The organism is Phnomibacter ginsenosidimutans (assembly GCF_009740285.1).
Lineage (GTDB): Bacteria > Bacteroidota > Bacteroidia > Chitinophagales > Chitinophagaceae > Phnomibacter > Phnomibacter ginsenosidimutans.
Genome location: NZ_CP046566.1, coordinates 2,614,001 through 2,631,624 on the forward strand (window position 1 = coordinate 2,614,001; position 17,624 = coordinate 2,631,624).

Sequence of the window (17,624 nt, forward strand, 5' to 3'; positions counted from 1 at the left end):
AGAAATTCAATTAACTACCCTTCGACAAGCTCAGGGCAGCAACAGGCATTGAAACTTTGGAACTTGTGAACACTGGAACTTTCAATCTCATTCCCCCTTCACCTCATCCAACAGATACACAATGTGCTTGTATTGGATATCGCTGTGGTGCGACAAAGCCAGCTCACAGGTGGTAGAAGATGAATAGCCTTCACGGCTTTGTATTTGCGCAGCGGATTTGAGTTCTTGTGCAGTAGCTCCTTCTACTAATTCGGGCACCAGAAAACCACGGTCGCCGGCCATGCCGCAGCAGCCCGCACCGGCAGGCACTTCCGCTTTTGGCGCACAGGCTTTGGCCAATTGCACGAATGCATCATTCAATCCCAACTTGGTAACTGCACAGGCAGGATGCAGCACCACAGGTTCTTGCTTGGGATTGAGCTGAAGTTTGGGCAACACAGTTTGTTGCAGAAAAGCGACGCTATCCAACATTTGTAGCTGTCGCCATTGTTGTAAATACGGTTCGGGCAAATGCTTGCCGTTTTGCAAAAACGTGTAGGTGCATGAAGAGAAATCACACACAACAGGAAGCCGTCCTTTATCAGTCCATTGCCACAAAGCAGTTACCGCCTCTTGCAACAATTGCTGACTGGCTCCTACGTACCCCTTGCTGCTAAAGGGCTGACCACAGCATTGACTGCTTAACCCTTCCGGCATCAACAGCTGTACGCCTGCCTGCCGGCATACATCGAGCATCGATTGCTGCAAAGATTTTGGTTCATCGCCATGCGCCATCACCCGGTTGATGCAGGAAGAAAAATACACCGCATCGGGTTGCGCCGGATTCGTTTTCGGTAAGCGTTTGGCGGCTTTCAAGCCATGCATCCACACAGGCATGCCGGGAAAGATTTTCCGCATACCACGACTGATGCCACTGACCAATTTCACTTTATCCAACAATGAAAGAGCAGCAATACCAAACCGTGCCGTTGCAGCAACAAATCCGAAATGATGAGCCATCCAACCGGCGATGGCATTGCCCATTTTATCATGCTGCTCATGCCGCAAGCGTTTCACCAGCTCACCGGTATTGATATCCACCGGACAATCGGTAGCACACAAACCATCCGTGGCGCAGGTATCCAAACCATCGTACTGAAAAGATGACCGCAACTCTTTCAGCAATTGTTGTTGGTCTTGTTGTTGCAACCGCTGCAATGCCCTGCGGGCTACAATGCGTCGTCGAGGCGTCATCGTTACATCTCTGCTGGGGCAGTTTACTTCACAAAAACCACACTCAATGCATTTGTCTACTTCCTGTTCTACCTGTGGCAAATCTTTCAGGTGTTCGATGTGGGCCTGCTTACTGCTATTGATAATTACACCGGGATTGAGTAACCCTTTTGGATCGGCAGCTTGCTTGATTTGCTGCATGATGCGATAGGCTTCGCTACCCCACTCTGCTTCAATAAAAGGTGCCATGTTGCGGCCCGTGCCGTGTTCGCCTTTCAACGCACCATCGTATTTATTGACCACCAGCGAAACCACTTCCCGCATAAAAGCATCATACCGTTGCACTTCGCTTTCGGTGTCGAGCAGTTGTGTAATCACAAAGTGAATATTGCCATCTTTTGCATGACCGAAAATGATGGCATTGTGATAACCGTACTTCGTAAACAGTTGTTGCAAGTCCACCAATCCATCGGCCAGTTTAGCCACGGGGAAAGTGATGTCTTCGAGAATAACCGTAGTGCCCCGCTGCCGCACAGCCCCTACACTCGGAAACATGCCTTTACGCAACTTCCAGTAAAAACTGCGTTCTTTTTCTTGTGTTGTAAAAGCTGCAGGATGCAGTAACGGCAGCTGTTGCAATGCATTGTTGGCGTTGCACAGCAAGCTTTCCAATGCAGCGGCATCCTCTGTTTGATATTCGCAGAGTAAGGCTGCTGCTCCATCTGGTAACTGCGTAAAAAAATCGGGTAATCCAGGTAAGTGTTCTACTGATTTCAGCGAAGCCCTGTCCATGAGTTCCAACGCTTCGGCGCCGGTTTCTTTCAAGGGTACAATAGCCGAGCATGCTTCATACAAATTGGGAAAATACAACATGGCCGCAGCCTTAAATGGCTTATCAGCAATGGTACGTAGCGTTGCTTCTGCAATGAAAGCCAGTGTGCCTTCGCCACCCACCAGCAGGTGCGCAAATATGTCGAGCGGATGCTCATAATCTACAAGTGCATTGAGTGAATAACCAACGGTATTCTTCGTGAGATACTTGTGCCGGATACGCTGCAGCAATGCATCATTGTTCAGTATTTGCTGCCGCAGTTCGGAGAGCGTTGTAGCTAGTGTTGATTGCTCCTGCAGAAACCTTTCATAATCGCTGGCATCTGCGGTATGGTATCGCTGTCCATCGGGCAATACAAAATGAACGTGCTCGATGGTGTGATAAGAATTATCCTTTACACCACAGCACATACCCGATGCATTGTTGCTGATGATGCCGCCCATCATGGCCGCATTGATACTCGCCGGATCGGGGCCAATTTTCTGGCTGTGCTTTTTCAGGTAATGATTCACCATACCTCCGGTGATGCCCGGTTGTACAGTTACTGCTTGTTTGGCAGCATGGACTTGTATCCCCCGCCAATGCTTGCTGATGTCTACCAACCAACCATCCGTAATAGCTTGGCCGCTGAGGCTGGTACCGCCTGCCCGAAATACAACGGGCACAGATTGCTGCTGTGCCAATAAGAAAATACGTTGTACGTCTTCCACCGTTGCCGGAAACAAAACTGCCTGCGGAATGAGCTGATAAAAACCGGCATCAGAAGCATAAGAAATGCGATCGATGAGCCGGGTAGAAAACTGAGTTGCCGGTAAAATCTGCTGCAGCAATTGGTCGGTGGTTGGCATGTTGGCAAATGAGCCATGAAGGTACTTTATCGTAGCTGAATGAATGAGGCGGCTCCCGTATTTTTGAACATGCAATTATCCGACGTCATAATCCGCGACATAGCCCCTGCAGACAATGCGGCCATTGCCCGCATCATTCGTACTTCATTGGAAGAATTTGGTGCCAATCATCCGGGCACGGTGTATTACGATAAAGAAACCGATCACTTGTATGAGTTGTTTCAATCGACGCCGGGCTCATGGTATTTTATTACCACGAATAATGAGCAACTCTTAGGTGGCGCCGGCATTTTTCCCACCAAAGGTTTGCCAGAAGGCACTTGTGAGTTGGTAAAAATGTATTTACATGCCGATGCCCGTGGACTGGGTTTGGGCCAACGGTTGCTTGCATACCTGTTTTGCAAAAGCCAAAGAACTCGGCTATACGCACATGTACCTCGAAACCATGCCCGAGCTTACAAGGGCCATACCCATGTATGAAAAAAATGGCTTCCATTATTTGGATGGACCGATGGGCCAAACGGGCCATTTCGGTTGTGCCATCCAAATGATGAAAGCCTTATAAACGCAGTGCGTTTCTATTCGATTAGTTAGCAGTCAACGCTGCGCCGAGATACTCTTGGTTGAGGCGGGCAATGTTGGTGAGGCTGATACCTTTAGGGCAAACAGCTTCGCAGGCACCAGTATTGGTACATGCACCAAAGCCTTCCTTATCCATTTGTGCAATCATGTTGAGAGCACGTGATTTACGTTCGGGAGCACCCTGTGGCAGCAATGCCAGTTGCGTTACTTTGGCAGAAGTAAACAACATAGCTGAACTGTTTTTACAAGCAGCTACACAAGCACCACAACCAATACAAGCTGCTGCGGCAAATGATGCATCCGCTTTATCTTTTTCAATAGGCAGTGCGTTGGCATCCACAGCATTACCCGTGTTTACGCTAATGAAACCACCCGCCTGAATGATACGGTCGAAAGCGCTGCGGTCTACCATCAAATCTTTCAGCACAGGAAAAGCGCCGGCTCTCCAGGGCTCAATGGTGATGGTGTCGCCATCTTTGTAGGCACGCATGTGCAGCTGGCAGGTAGTGTTTTGCTCCCAAGGGCCGTGTGGACGACCATCGATATACAAAGAGCACATGCCACAGATGCCTTCGCGGCAGTCGTGGTCGAAAGCAATCGGGTCTTTGCCCTCAGCAATCAACTCTTCGTTGAGCACATCAATCATTTCCAGAAAGCTCATTTCTGAAGAAATGTTTTTTACCTGATATGTTTCAAAACCACCCTGAGCCTGCGCATTCTTTTGACGCCATACTTTCAGGTTGAGATTCATATTATAATGTTCCATAAGCTAACAATGAATGTGACAATTTGAAGATTTGAAAATTTGAAAATGAAACCTCACTAGATTATTTCAGGCGTTTGCTTTTGATGTTGCAATGATGCTAGAAAGTATTCTAATGATTTCATTTAATTGATTCATGATCTGTTCTTCGTATGGATAGCTGCCGCATCTGTTACACAGCATCAACCAGTACTTTGTTTCTGTTGCTTCCTTTGCTGAAATCTTCATTTTATGAATGAAATCAGCTTTGCTTTCTGCGTTTTGTGCTTCAAAAACATTTGCACCGATTGATGTGCCACATTTTAGAAGCTGATGACTGACCACGTACTTTTTCCGTCGCTCAAGTTCTTCACAGAATCCTACAATTGCTTCGGAAAAATCCAGTGTTTTATTAACTATAACATTTTCCTTATCACTACGCATGTTGTAAACTTTTGGGTGTGGTATTGAATTTTCTCATTTCCAAATTACCACATTTCCAAATTGTTTACTTGTAGCTTCTTTGGCTTGGCTTAACCACTTCATAGTCCAGCACTTCTTTGTGCAGTTCCCACTGATGGTCTCCTTTGTATTCCCAGGCGGCTACGTACATGTAGTTGGCATCGTCGCGTTGTGCTTCACCTTCGGGTGTCTGGCTTTCTTCGCGGAAGTGACCACCACAGCTTTCGTTGCGGTTGAGTGCATCAATACACATCAGTTCGCCCAGCTCTATAAAGTCGGCTACACGGTTGGCCTTGTCCAGTTCAGGGTTCAGCTCGTTGATTTCACCGGGGATTTTTACATCGCTCCAGAATTCCTTTTTCAGCTGCTGAATTTCTGCAATCGCTTGCTTCAATCCCTCAGCGTTGCGAGCCATACCGCACTTGTCCCACATGATTTTACCCAAACGCTTGTGGAAGCTTTCCACAGTTTTGGTTCCCTTGATACTCATCAGTTGTTGGATGCGATCGGCTACGGCTTTCTCTGCTTCCACAAATGCCGGATGATCTTCGGGCAGCGGCTTGGTATGAATATCGTCAGCCAGGTAGTTGCCCAAAGTGTAAGGAATCACGAAGTAACCATCGGCCAAGCCCTGCATCAGCGCCGATGCACCGAGGCGGTTGGCACCGTGGTCGCTAAAGTTGGCTTCGCCCAAAGCATACAAACCGGGCACGTTGGTCATCAGTTCGTAGTCTACCCACAGGCCACCCATGGTGTAGTGTACCGCGGGGTAAATGCGCATCGGTGTTTCGTAGGGGTTTTCGCCAGTAATCTTTTCGTACATATCGAAGAGGTTACCGTATTTCTCTTTCACTACTTCTTTACCAAGGGCAATGATTTCTGCTTCGCTGGCATGGTCGAGGCCTTTTTTACCGGCTTCAATTTTGCCGTAGCGCTTAATGGCATCGGCATAATCGAGGTATACAGCCTGCTTGCTGCTGCCTACCCCATAGCCGGCATCGCAACGCTCTTTGGCAGCACGGCTGGCCACGTCTCGGGGTACCAGGTTGCCAAAAGCCGGGTAGCGACGCTCCAGGTAGTAGTCACGCTCCTCTTCAGGAATATCAGCTGCTTTGCGGGTATCGTTTTGTTTTTTGGGCACCCAGATACGACCATCGTTGCGGAGCGATTCACTCATCAGGGTGAGCTTGCTCTGGTGGTCGCCACTTACAGGAATACAAGTGGGGTGAATTTGTGTAAAGCAAGGGTTGCCAAAGAAGGCGCCTTTTCTATGGGCTTTCCATGCGGCAGTTACGTTGCTGCCCATGGCGTTTGTGCTCAAATAAAATACGTTGCCATAGCCACCGCTGCACAGCAGTACGGCGTGGCCAAAGTGGCGTTCCAGTTTGCCACTCACCAGGTCACGGGCAATGATACCACGGGCTTTGCCGTCTACCACAACCACATCCAGCATTTCGTGGCGGTTGTACATGGTTACGTTGCCCAATGCTACCTGGCGTTCCAGTGCACTGTAGGCACCCAGCAACAACTGCTGACCCGTTTGGCCGGCAGCATAAAACGTACGCTGTACCTGTGTACCACCAAACGAACGGTTGCTCAGCAAGCCACCATATTCACGGGCAAAAGGCACACCCTGCGCCACGCACTGGTCAATGATGGCACCACTTACTTCGGCCAGGCGATGCACATTGCCTTCACGGGCACGGTAGTCGCCACCCTTAATGGTATCGTAAAACAAGCGGTACACACTGTCGCCATCGTTTTGGTAGTTTTTGGCAGCGTTGATACCACCCTGTGCCGCAATACTGTGGGCACGGCGGGGGCTATCCTGAAAGCAAAACGCTTTCACTTTATAACCCAGTTCGCCAAGGGCAGCAGCAGCACTGGCACCAGCCAGGCCGGTACCTACCACTACAATTTCCAGTTTGCGTTTGTTAGCCGGGTTTACCAGCTTACAAGTGCTTTTATACGATGTCCACTTTTTGTCGAGCGGTCCGGCAGGAATTTTTGCGTTCAGCATATCGTTCGTATAAATGATTTGTGTTCTAAATTGTTTCTATTCTTTTATGCAACCAGCAGTTGTGCTACTATGTAGCTCCGGTTGTGTCACTCACTTCAACAGCATTGCACATACCGGAATTAGCCTACCCAACCCAAATACATGGCAATGGGCATGAGGGCAAACAACAACGGCACCAGAATGGAGTAACCCACACCAATGCTTTGTACAATCGTCATCCACTTGTTGTTGTGTACACCCAATGTGCGGAAAGCACTCTGGAAACCATGCAGCAGGTGATACGCCAGCGAAATACAAGCCAGCACATATACAATCACTACCCACAGTTCACTAAAGGTTACTTTCATCAGGTTAAACATGTTGTGCATGCCTTCTACTTCGGGCATGTCGTCGCTTCCGGTAATGCGGGCCTTTACCCAAAAATGAGCCAGGTGCAAAATCAGGAAAATCATGATGAGGGTACCCAGCAAACCCATGGCACGGCTGTACCATTTGCTGCCGCGGCCACCCAACTGTACTGCGTAGCCCTGTTTCCGCTTGCTACGGTTGCTGGCTTCCAGCATCAGGCCCTGCACAATGTGCAGAATGATACCGGCAAACAATCCCACTTCGAGTATGCGGATTAAAATGGTGCTGCCCATAAAATGCGCTGCCTTGTTGAAAATAGCGCCGTCATCACTGGGGTCGAAAGGCCACACGGGCACATTAAGGTCGGCAAAAATGCAGGCGTTGATACCTACGTGTACAATCAAAAAAACAATCAGGAAAAGTCCCGTGAGTCCCATCACGAGTTTCTTGCCAATCGAAGAAGTAAACGCTTGTTTCCAGGTCATATCGTAAGCTTGTAGTTCGGCAATACTTGCAATGTTGCAAGGCGCCGCAAAAGTAGGGATGTATCTTCATTGCCCGCCGATAAAATCGGCCCGTTTACGAAGTTTATACCCTTTCTTTTTTATGCAAACGTTGAAGCATGACATAAATCAGGATTTTCAACGTTATACATTTCAACTCAACAACTTGTCTTAAAAGAGGTTCTCCGTTGTTTAGTAGAATCACATGTATTTTTTACTGCAATTGAACAACCGTTGCGCCCCTATCTTTACCACCTCAACGCTAATCCTTTTATCATGAAGAAAACTTTGCAACTGATGTTGCTTTCAGCTGGCCTGATGTTGGGCAGCGCTGCAATGGCACAAGAAGAAGAATCTGGCCGGATATTCAAACCTTTTAAAGTTGACGTAAGCCTTGGCTACGCATTGCCCATGGGCAGTGGCACAGGTAGCAGAGGCGGTGCCTTGTTTGTGATAGAACCCAAATATGCCATCGTAGATCAATTTGCACTGGGCCTTCGCCTGGAAGGCGCCGCCATGGCCCGGGGCGTAGTGGTAAACGGAAACCAATTTGAAGGCGATGTGCAGGTAAACGGCTCTTACCTCATTACCGGCGACTTTTACCTGAGCAACCGCGGATTCCGGCCATTCATTGGCGCAGGTACGGGTTTGTATTCTGTTGCTGGTGCGTATGTGTCCAGCTCTACCACTACCACCGATGCCGATGTGCTCACCGACAACAATTTTGGTGGCATGTTTCGGGCAGGTTTCGAAGCAGGCCATTTTCGCCTGGGTGTAGAATACAATCTGGTGGGCAAAACCGATTTCAGCCTCGACAACAATTACATGGGCTTTAAATTAGGCTTGTGTATTGGCGGTGGTCGTCGCAATAAATAACCTACTTGTAGCACAAGACTTCAAACAGCTTCCCCACCGGAAGCTGTTTTTTTGTCCGCTGCCTAGCCGCATACGCCGTTCATATAAATAGAAAAGGCGTTGCTTGGTTTGCCGCTAATTTTGAGCCATGCGCAAAGTCATCAATATTGTTTGGAACAGTCTTAAAATGGCCCTCGAAGAATTACGCACCAATAAGCTGCGCACCTTCCTGTCGCTGTTTGGCGTAACCATCGGCATCTTTTGCATCATTGGCGTACTGGCCGTGGTGCAAAGTTTGAAGAACAACATTAAGGATGGCCTCAAAGACCTCGGCACCAACACGGTGTATGTGCAAAAATGGCCATGGGGCGGTGGCGGCGATTATCCCTGGTGGAAATATGTAAAACGCCCCGAACCCAAGTACGAAGAAATGCGCCCCATTAAAACCCGCAGCCAGTATGCCGATGCGGTGGCATTTATGCTCTTCAACAGCAGTAATGTAGAATACAAAGACAACCTGCTGACCAATGTAAGTTGGTACGGTGCCACCGAAGAATTCAACCGCATTCAGGAAATCAAACTCGGCGAAGGCCGCTACATATCTTCCAGCGAATTTGCCAACGGCTCACCCGTGATAGTGATGGGTTATGAAAATGCCGTGAAGCTGTTTGACGACCCGCAAAAAGCCGTAGGCAAACAAGTAACCATTGCCGGCCGCACCGGCACCATTGTGGGCGTTATGAAAAAAGCCGGTCAAAGCATGGTGGGCGCCTGGGATTTCGATAACATTATTATTGTGCCTTTCAACTTTTGCCGCCAGGTGGTTGACGAACGCAATGCCGGCCGCTTCTTGTTGGTAAAAGGCCGCGAAGGTGTGGCCGTTGCCGATTTGAAAGATGAACTTAAGGGCATTATGCGGAGTGTACGCAAACTGCGCCCCACCGAAGACGACAATTTTGCCCTCAACGATGTAACAGCCAGCAGCCAAAGCCTCGATGCCTTGTTTACCAACCTCAATATCGGCGGTCTGGTCATTGGCGGCTTCAGCCTCATTGTAGGCTTGTTTGGCATTGCCAATATCATGTTTGTAACCGTAAAAGAACGTACCTCTCAAATTGGTTTGAAAAAAGCGGTTGGTGCCCAGCGGTCTTACATTATGACCGAGTTTTTGCTGGAATCGTCTTTCCTCTGCATCATCGGCGGATTAATTGGATTGCTGCTGGTCTTCCTCATTACACTGGCTCTGAGTGCTGCGCTTCCTTTTCAGGTAAGTCTGTCGGCGGGTATCGTAGCCCTTGCCATGGGCATCAGCATTGGCGTGGGTTTGATGGCCGGTATCATTCCGGCGTGGAATGCCGCAAGGCTTGATCCGGTGGTAGCGATTAGAAGTAAGTAGAAAGTTTGATGTCTGATGTACGATATCTGATATTTCATGTATGATTTCGGAAGTACGACTTCGGGTTGCTGGTGTTGATTTGTTGTTCGGTCTTCAGTTGTTGGTAGCTCTTCTTTCTTTACCCTCGACCTTATGTATTCCATTAGCACATTTTCAAATTAGCTAATTAGCTCATTTTCTTATTAGCACATTTGCATCTCCTACTTTTGCGCCATTACACATGGGCATATTGACATCTTCTGCTACCATACTCGCTATCGAATCTTCCTGCGATGAAACTTCTGCGGCCGTTTGCCGCAATGGAGAAATTGTATCGAATATCATTGCTACACAAGCGGTGCATCAGCAATACGGCGGCGTGGTACCAGAGCTGGCCAGCCGGGCTCACATGCAAAATATTTTGCCCGTAGTGCAGCAGGCTTTGCAAGCAGCACAATGCGAGTTGCAAACAGTTGATGCCATTGCTTACACTCAAGCCCCCGGTCTGATTGGTGCATTGCTGGTGGGCAGCGGCTTTGCCAAAAGCCTGGCACTGGCGCTGGATAAACCCCTCATTGCCGTGCATCACATGCAGGCACATGTGCTGGCCAATTTGATTGGTGAACGTCGTCCTGCTTTTCCTTTTTTATGCCTGACTGTAAGTGGCGGCCACACGCAAATTGTACGCTGCGATAGCCCCTTACAAATGACCGTGATTGGCGAAACATTGGATGATGCTGCCGGCGAAGCCTTCGACAAAAGTGCCAAACTCATTGGCCTGCCCTACCCCGGTGGTCCGCTCATTGACAAGTATGCACAGCAAGGAAAGCCCATCTACAAATTTGCCGAGCCCCAAATACAAGGATTGGATTTCAGCTTCAGCGGATTGAAAACATCCATCCTCTATTTTTTGCAAAAAGCACAAAAAGAAAATCCTGAATTTGTACAGCAAGAGCTGGCCAATATCTGTGCTTCTGTGCAGCATAGCATCATTCAAATACTCATCAAGAAGCTGATGAAAGCAGCGAAAGAAACGGGCATCAAAGAAATATGTGTGGCCGGTGGTGTAAGTGCCAACAGCGGTTTGCGCAAAGCCTTGCAAGCCACCGGCGAACGCTTTCACTGGAACACCTACATGCCGGCTTTTGAATACTGCACGGACAATGCCGGCATGATTGCCATTGCGGCATATTACAAATACCTCGACGGGCAATTCAGCTCACTCGATGCATCGCCTTCGGCCAGAGCCAGTTGGTAAAAAAAATACCGGATGGTAGATACCACCCGGCCATAGCAGTTAGTCCCGAATATGTTGCGAAGGATGCTACTCCTTCACTCCCGCTTTTTTCAGGATGACTTCCAGCGGGCAAAATTTAGTAAACGAAGACTGAAGCAGATTGAGGCCAACAAAGGCTGTTAGTGCCAACCAATTGAGGTGCACAAATACCGCTAGCGATACACTCATCAGTATCATAATGCCGGCCACCATGCGAACTATATTTTCTCTACACATGTGTTTGTCTTTTTACGATTCATAACTCGTTGCTTCTACCGGAACGATGAATGCCCTTATGGGAAAAGCATCGCCGTTGGCAGCATTGTATTCTTTTATCAGCGATAATGCTTTGGCTGATGTATCAGCGTTGGTAAAACTGAACAAGATGAGTGAATCAAATTCACCATCACGGTTGCCAAACCAATCGTCGAGCAGGTTCTGGTCGTGCTCATCTTTTACACCGGTAGTATCGCTCATGCTAAACACCCGCACACCAGCTTCATGAAAAATGTTTGCCACGGCATCTTTGAAGTCGCGGAGGCAGGTTACAATCAACAATTTCATACAGTGATTTTTTTGAAATGAAGAAGGAAAAGAAAGCGTCACGAAATGTTGAGTAACGTGAACGCTTTCGGTCACTCACTCACAATTACAATTTGTTCAGCTTTGTATATTTCTTTTTCAGCATTTTGTAATAGAGCAACGGCACTACCAGCAAAGTGAGGAAGGTAGATGTAATGGTACCTCCCATGAGTGAAATGGCCAGACCCTGAAAGATGGGATCGAACAGGATGATAACCGCACCCAGCACAACTGCACCAGCTGTGAGCAAGATGGGTGTGGTACGTACAGCACCCGCTTCTATCACAGCTTGCCGCAGCGGTACGCCATCTTTCAAACGGATGTCAATGAAGTCAATCAACAACACGGAGTTGCGCACCATCACACCCGCAAGTGCAATAAATCCAATCATGGAAGTAGCGGTGAAGAAAGCACCCATAGCCCAGTGACCGAGTACTATACCTACCAGCGACAATGGTATAGCAGCCAGCATTACCACAGGCACCATGAAGTTTTGGAACCAGCCTACAATCAACATGTATATCACTACAATCACTACAATAAAGGCGATGCCCAAATCACGGAACACTTCATAAGTAATCTGCCATTCGCCATCCCACTTCACCGAATACTGATCTTCGAATTGTGGCTGCTGTGTGTATTCTTCTTTTAAAGAATAACCTGCAGGCAGTTCCACATTTTTCAGGCTGTCCGAAATTTTCATCATGGCATAAGAAGGACTTTCCAACTGGCCTGCCATATCGGCCAATACATACACTACCCGCTTCTGGTTTTTCCGGTAAATGCTTTTCTCTTTGATGGCAGGTTGCACCGTAACCAAATCACCAACGGCTATGGCCTGTCCCATTTGGTTGATGACTTTCAGGTGTTGCAAATCACCCAGGCTGGCTTTGTCGGCATCATTCAGTTGCAACACAATATTTACCGGATTGTAAGAAGCCGGCTTGTGCAAGGTACCCACTACACTACCAGATAACGCACTGCGGATTGTAGCTACTACTTGTGCAGGTGCTACACCGTACCGCATGGCTTTCTCTTTGTCTACCACAAAGTCATATTCCGGCTGATCATCTTCTACCATCCAGTCTACATCCACTACATCTTCAGTGGTATTCAGCAAATGCTTGATTTGCTTCGCCACCTGAATTTGTCCTTCATATTCGGGACCATAAATTTCGGCCACCATAGTAGACAATACCGGAGGGCCAGGTGGCACTTCCACAATTTTCACATTGGCGTGGTAGCGGGCTGCAATCTTTTGAATAGCAGGGCGCATTTCTTTGGCAATGTCGTGGCTCTGCTTCTTGCGTTGGCCTTTCTCTACCAGGTTAACCTGTATGTCGGCTACATTATCACCACGGCGCAGGTCGTAATGGCGCACCAATCCGTTGAAACTGATAGGTGCAGAAGTGCCCACGTACAACTGGTAGTTTTCTACCAATGGCTGATTGCCTACATACGATGCAATGTCACGTGCAACAGCAGCTGTTTTTTCCAGCGTTGTTCCTTCCGGCATGTCTATCACTACCTGAAACTCATTCTTGTTGTCGAAGGGCAGCATTTTTACAGCCACAGATTTTGTATAAAACAACATCATGGAACCAATGAGGATAGCTACAGTACCGAAGATGAATGCATAGCGTTTTGTACGACTCTGCAACAACGGATCGATAAAGGCTTTGTAGATTTTATAAATACCACTCTCTTCCAATTTATGTCCGTGATGGTCGTGCTTGCCACCAGCCTTTTCTTTTTCACGTAAAAAAAGATATCCGAGGTATGGTGTCAATGTCAATGCGACAATCAGCGACAGCATCATGGCAATAGAAGCGCCGATTGGCATCGGGCTCATGTAAGGCCCCATGAGGCCGGTTACAAATGCCATGGGCAATACTGCAGCAATAACCGTAAACGTAGCGAGAATGGTGGGATTGCCCACTTCGTTGATGGCGTAAATAGCAGCTTGCAGTGGTGGCAGCCGCTTCATTTTGAAGTGCCGGTGCATGTTTTCGGCAATGATGATGGAATCATCCACCACAATACCGGTAATAAACACCAATGCAAACAACGTGATACGGTTGAGCGTATAGTCAAGTGCGTAATAAGCAAACAATGTGAGGGCAAATGTGACAGGCACTGATAAGAACACCACCAGACCACCACGCCAGCCCATCGCCAGCATTACAAACAAGGTTACTACTACGATAGCGATGAATAAGTGCAACAACAACTCACTTACTTTTTCCGAAGCTGTTTCGCCATAGTTGCGGGTCACAGTTACCTGCACATCATCGGGCACCAGTTGCTTTTTGGCATGTTCTACCTGGCTTACAATTTGCTCAGATAAATGCATGGCATCTGCACCTTTTCGCTTTGCTATTGACAAGGTAATAGCAGGATACTCCGCATGGTATTGATTGCGGGCTGTATCGTGTGCTCCATAACCAAACACCACATATTGATTGGGCGTTTCCGGACCATCGCTAATGGTAGCCACATCTTTCAAAAACACTGGCTGCTGCTGGTTGGTTCCCACTACCAATGCAGCAACGTCTTCTGCATTGGTGAGGAAGTTGCCCGTTTCAATGTTGTACGCAGAATCCTTACTGAGCAAAGTGCCGGCATTTACCTGCACGTTGCTGCCCTGTATGAAATTGCTGATGCTCAGAAAATCAACTTTGTGTTGTGCCATCTTGTCTTTGTCGAGCACCACTTTTACCTGACGGCTACGGCCTCCAATAATTCGTACATCAGACACGTTGGGCACTTTCTTCACTTCGTTGGTCAGTGCTTCACCAATCTGACGCAGCTGGTAGTCGTCGTACTTTTCGCTCCAGAGAGTAATGCCCAATGCAGGCACATCATCAATGGCACGGGTTTTCACCAATGGCATGGTAACACCGGGCGGCATTTTATCCATGTTTTTTCCAATCTCGTTGTAGAGTTTTACCAGCGAACGTTCAATGTCTTCGCCCACATAAAACTGTACAATCAGCATGGCCTGCCCTTTCATAGAAGTGGAGTACACATACTCCACCCCTTTAATGTTGGAAATCATTTTTTCCAACGGGGCACTGATTTTCGTTTCTACTTCTTTGGGGGTAGCACCGGGGAAGCCGATGAAAATATCGGCCATCGGCACTTCTATCTGTGGCTCTTCTTCGCGGGGCATGAGCATGGTGCTGTAGCCGCCAATCAGTAAGAAAGCCACCATCAACAGGATCGTTAGTTTCGACTGAATAAACGACCTGGCTATTTTACCTGATATTCCTTCTTGCATAATAATGTAATTGATCGTGTAGCCCTATGGCTGGTCAATAAATGGTCGTTTACTTTTTGATTTGCAAAGGCGCACCATTGTACAACGGCGATGCAGCTTCAAGCACATACCCTTCGCCTGCAGCAAGACCCGACAAAATTTCTACCTGGTCGCCAACGGTTTTGCCCGTACGCACCCAGCGAAGTATTGCCGTATTGTTGGCACTTACTGTGTACAATCCAACGAGTTCGTCTTTATGCACCAGTGCCTTTGCTGGAATCACAACATTTGCACTACTGTTGGCTTGCACTGGCTTGTCTACCGGAATAAACACCTGCACATACATGCCCGAATACAAACCGGTTTTATCACCGGTGATGGCCATTTTTACCACATATTGGCCACCGGTCATTTGTGCAGAAGGGCTGATTTCTGTAATCACAGCATCCAGATTTTTTTGGATGGCTTTTACCTGCACCTGTGCTTTAGCACCTTTACGCAAGGCACCAATTTCTGTTTCGCTTACGGTGGTTGACACTTGTAGTGTACCAGCCTGTTCAACAGTCAACAATGGCATGCCGGGATTAGCCATGTCACCATCGTCGGCCATGCGGGCTTGTTACTACACCATCAAACGGTGCAGTGAGGGCAATGTAACCACCCTGTGCATTTACTTCATTGCGCATTTGGCGGGCTGCTTCCAACCGTGCTTTTGCAGCATTGTATTGCAGTGTTACGTTGTCCAGTTCTTTGGCGGTAGCACTTTGTTTTTTGTACAAATTGTTGAAGCGTTCGTAATCCTTTTGTGCACTGGCCACATGAGCTTCCGCTTCTGTGATAGCCGCATTGGTTTGCATGCGTTTTGCCTGAATGTCTTCGGCAGCAATATTCACCAGGGTTTGGCCACGACGAACACGATCGCCTACCTGTACATACATTTTAGTGATATGCCCCATCATGCGGGTGCTGATGTTAGCGGTTTGCTTCGATTCGAGCTGACCGCTTACTGCAATACCGCCGTTTACCGCACCTGAAGGTGTAGCCAATGTAACAGTTATGGGCGTTTTATTTTCTTGTACGGCCACAGGATCTTCGCCGCCGCAGGCAGTGAGCAACAGGGCTACGAAAGACAGCGAAGCCAATGCAGCAACGCGGATGTTTGGTTGATTGTGAAACATATGCTTATTGAGTATTTGCGGTGAGAAATTGGATAAGAGCAGCAGTGCTGTTGCGCTGGAAAATGGCGTTGGCCAAAGCCAGCTTTTGCTGCGACAATTGGTTTTGCGCCATCAGCAAATCGGTATTTCCGGCCAAGCCTTGCTCATGCCGGTCTTTCAACATGCGGAGAGCTTCGGTAGCAGTAGCAACGGCAGCTTCCTGCTGCGCAATGCGATAGTTGGCATCATCATATTGACGAATGGTTTTGGCCAATTCCAAATCGCTTTGTTGTCTTTGTATATCCAGCTGATCAGCAAGCCGGGTACGCTCTAATTGTTGCGTAGCCAATTTATTTTTGGTGCTGTTGCCTTTGAAAATATCCCAGCTAAGCATGGCGCCTGCCAGGTAAGAACCAGAACCAAAACCCAACAGGCTGCGGTCGTTGTACTGATAGCTGGCGAAGGCATTGAGCTTGGGTAAGTAACTTTTTTTACCCGCGGCCATTGCTAAATCGCTGGCATCAATGGCAGCTTGCATGGCCGCAAAATCGGCACGGTTTGCAGCAATAGTTTTGCCGGTGTTTACAGTCATGCTATTTGCACCTTGCTGTACGGCGTACACTGTTCCGTAAGGTTTGTCCATCAGCAAACTCAGAAAATCGCTGGCATTGGCAATATTGCTCTTCGCTTCAGCAATGGATGATTCAATGCCTGTCATCATCACTTTAGTATTCATGAGATCGGCCTTTTGCATCAGGCCTTCGTCTACCCGGTGTTGAACAAATACGGCCGTAGCTTGAGCAGTGGCCAGGGCTTCTTGCAACACACTTACTTGCTGGTACAGCAATTGTAATTGCAGGTAGGCTTTTTGTACTTCGTACGTGAGGTATTCTTTGGTTCTTTGTGCTTTGTACCCATAAATGTCTGCCTGCTTTGCAACTGCTTTGCGCAGGTGAATCATGTCGAGGTTTAGAATGGGTTGCTTTACCTGCAGCTTGGCCGTAAAATCACCAATGCTTTTGGGGTTATTCAATAAAGTGGGATTAAAATCAGCCGCCTGAACTGATTGCTGCTGGAGCTTAAATCCAAACACGTTCAAAGGATTATCTGAATGCAATGCAGTAAATGAAAAATCTACCTGAGGCAGAAATACAGCATCCATTTCCTTGTACTTCGACTGCGCAATGCGCTGCTCCAACATGGCCAGCTGCACATCTTTATTGCGTTGCAATGTGCTGTCAATGGCCTGTTGCAAACCAAGACTTACGGTGTTGTTTTGTGCTGTAGCGCCAACTACAATCAACATCAACACGCCTGTTTGCCAAAACGATTTAATAATGTAATTCCAAAATCTGTTGCACATCTTGCTGAAAAATTTCGGCAAAACTATCCTCGCCTTCTACCCTTCTTCGTGATAACAATCACACGGAATCATACACCAAAAGCCTTGCCCACATTGCGTTTCAACGTGACATTTGTTACATCATATCTCTGCATTCTCTTATCCTCACCTATCTTTTATTGTATGCAACAGTAATTTCCTCACCTACATTTGTCATTGCTAAAAGTCC

The 17,624-nt window shown here is 47.8% G+C and carries 16 protein-coding genes; 5 read left to right on the plus strand and 11 right to left on the minus strand.

Annotated elements, in window-relative coordinates; genetic code table 11:
- Positions 1-87: 87 nt before the first annotated feature.
- Entirely contained in the window at positions 88-2,892 is a 2,805-nt protein-coding gene (locus GLV81_RS11385) for an FAD-binding and (Fe-S)-binding domain-containing protein (RefSeq protein WP_157478972.1), read from the minus strand.
- Between the two features lie 69 nt (positions 2,893-2,961).
- Between GLV81_RS11385 and GLV81_RS11390 the strand changes: the two genes are divergently transcribed.
- On the plus strand, positions 2,962-3,372 hold the full coding sequence (locus tag GLV81_RS11390) for a GNAT family N-acetyltransferase (protein ID WP_246185952.1): 411 nt from the start codon (positions 2,962-2,964) through the stop codon (positions 3,370-3,372).
- A complete protein-coding gene (locus GLV81_RS21590) occupies positions 3,323-3,457 on the plus strand; it encodes an N-acetyltransferase (RefSeq protein WP_343030567.1) in 135 nt (44 codons plus the stop codon). Before GLV81_RS11390 ends, GLV81_RS21590 begins: the two co-directional genes overlap by 50 nt.
- Before the next feature lie 21 nt (positions 3,458-3,478).
- On the opposite strand, the gene GLV81_RS11395 is transcribed toward GLV81_RS21590, so the two are convergent.
- The 4 genes from GLV81_RS11395 to GLV81_RS11410 form a co-directional block, all read right to left on the minus strand.
- The gene (locus GLV81_RS11395) at positions 3,479-4,240 is read right to left on the minus strand and encodes a succinate dehydrogenase/fumarate reductase iron-sulfur subunit (RefSeq protein WP_157478973.1); all 762 of its coding nucleotides are present in this window, start codon (positions 4,238-4,240) and stop codon (positions 3,479-3,481) included.
- 66 nt (positions 4,241-4,306) lie between these two features.
- Positions 4,307-4,660 carry a four helix bundle protein gene (locus GLV81_RS11400; RefSeq protein WP_157478974.1) on the minus strand — a complete coding sequence of 118 codons (354 nt, stop codon included), beginning with the start codon at positions 4,658-4,660 and terminating at the stop codon, positions 4,307-4,309.
- A gap of 64 nt (positions 4,661-4,724) precedes the next feature.
- Entirely contained in the window at positions 4,725-6,698 is a 1,974-nt protein-coding gene (locus GLV81_RS11405; RefSeq protein ID WP_157478975.1) for a fumarate reductase/succinate dehydrogenase flavoprotein subunit, read from the minus strand.
- A gap of 119 nt (positions 6,699-6,817) precedes the next feature.
- Positions 6,818-7,531 carry a succinate dehydrogenase cytochrome b subunit gene (locus GLV81_RS11410; protein ID WP_157478976.1) on the minus strand — a complete coding sequence of 238 codons (714 nt, stop codon included), beginning with the start codon at positions 7,529-7,531 and terminating at the stop codon, positions 6,818-6,820.
- A gap of 294 nt (positions 7,532-7,825) precedes the next feature.
- On the opposite strand from GLV81_RS11410, the gene GLV81_RS11415 reads away from it, so the two are divergent.
- The 3 genes from GLV81_RS11415 (at position 7,826) to tsaD (ending at position 11,037) form a co-directional block, all read left to right on the plus strand.
- A complete protein-coding gene (locus tag GLV81_RS11415; RefSeq protein WP_197428255.1) occupies positions 7,826-8,425 on the plus strand; it encodes a porin family protein in 600 nt (199 codons plus the stop codon).
- Between the two features lie 127 nt (positions 8,426-8,552).
- Entirely contained in the window at positions 8,553-9,800 is a 1,248-nt protein-coding gene (locus GLV81_RS11420) for an ABC transporter permease (protein WP_157478977.1), read from the plus strand.
- 220 nt (positions 9,801-10,020) lie between these two features.
- On the plus strand, positions 10,021-11,037 hold the full coding sequence (gene tsaD / locus GLV81_RS11425) for a tRNA (adenosine(37)-N6)-threonylcarbamoyltransferase complex transferase subunit TsaD (protein WP_157478978.1): 1,017 nt from the start codon (positions 10,021-10,023) through the stop codon (positions 11,035-11,037).
- A gap of 66 nt (positions 11,038-11,103) precedes the next feature.
- Here the strand turns inward: tsaD and GLV81_RS11430 are convergent, their stop codons facing one another.
- The 6 genes from GLV81_RS11430 to GLV81_RS11455 all read right to left on the minus strand — a co-directional run bounded on the left by GLV81_RS11430 (position 11,104) and on the right by GLV81_RS11455 (position 17,416).
- Positions 11,104-11,292 (minus strand): YgaP family membrane protein, encoded by a 189-nt coding sequence (locus GLV81_RS11430; protein ID WP_157478979.1) that lies wholly within the window; start codon positions 11,290-11,292, stop codon positions 11,104-11,106.
- Between the two features lie 12 nt (positions 11,293-11,304).
- Positions 11,305-11,619 (minus strand): hypothetical protein, encoded by a 315-nt coding sequence (locus GLV81_RS11435; protein ID WP_157478980.1) that lies wholly within the window; start codon positions 11,617-11,619, stop codon positions 11,305-11,307.
- Between the two features lie 85 nt (positions 11,620-11,704).
- Complete coding sequence (locus tag GLV81_RS11440) at positions 11,705-14,917, minus strand: efflux RND transporter permease subunit (protein ID WP_157478981.1); 3,213 nt, start codon at positions 14,915-14,917, stop codon at positions 11,705-11,707.
- A 49-nt stretch (positions 14,918-14,966) separates the two neighbouring features.
- Positions 14,967-15,506 carry an efflux RND transporter periplasmic adaptor subunit gene (locus GLV81_RS21280; protein WP_157478982.1) on the minus strand — a complete coding sequence of 180 codons (540 nt, stop codon included), beginning with the start codon at positions 15,504-15,506 and terminating at the stop codon, positions 14,967-14,969.
- Complete coding sequence (locus GLV81_RS21285) at positions 15,490-16,074, minus strand: efflux RND transporter periplasmic adaptor subunit (protein WP_157478983.1); 585 nt, start codon at positions 16,072-16,074, stop codon at positions 15,490-15,492. Before GLV81_RS21285 ends, GLV81_RS21280 begins: the two co-directional genes overlap by 17 nt.
- 4 nt (positions 16,075-16,078) lie before the next feature.
- Positions 16,079-17,416, minus strand: coding sequence for a TolC family protein (locus GLV81_RS11455; RefSeq protein WP_157478984.1), 1,338 nt, complete (start codon positions 17,414-17,416; stop codon positions 16,079-16,081).
- Positions 17,417-17,624: the final 208 nt, after the last annotated feature.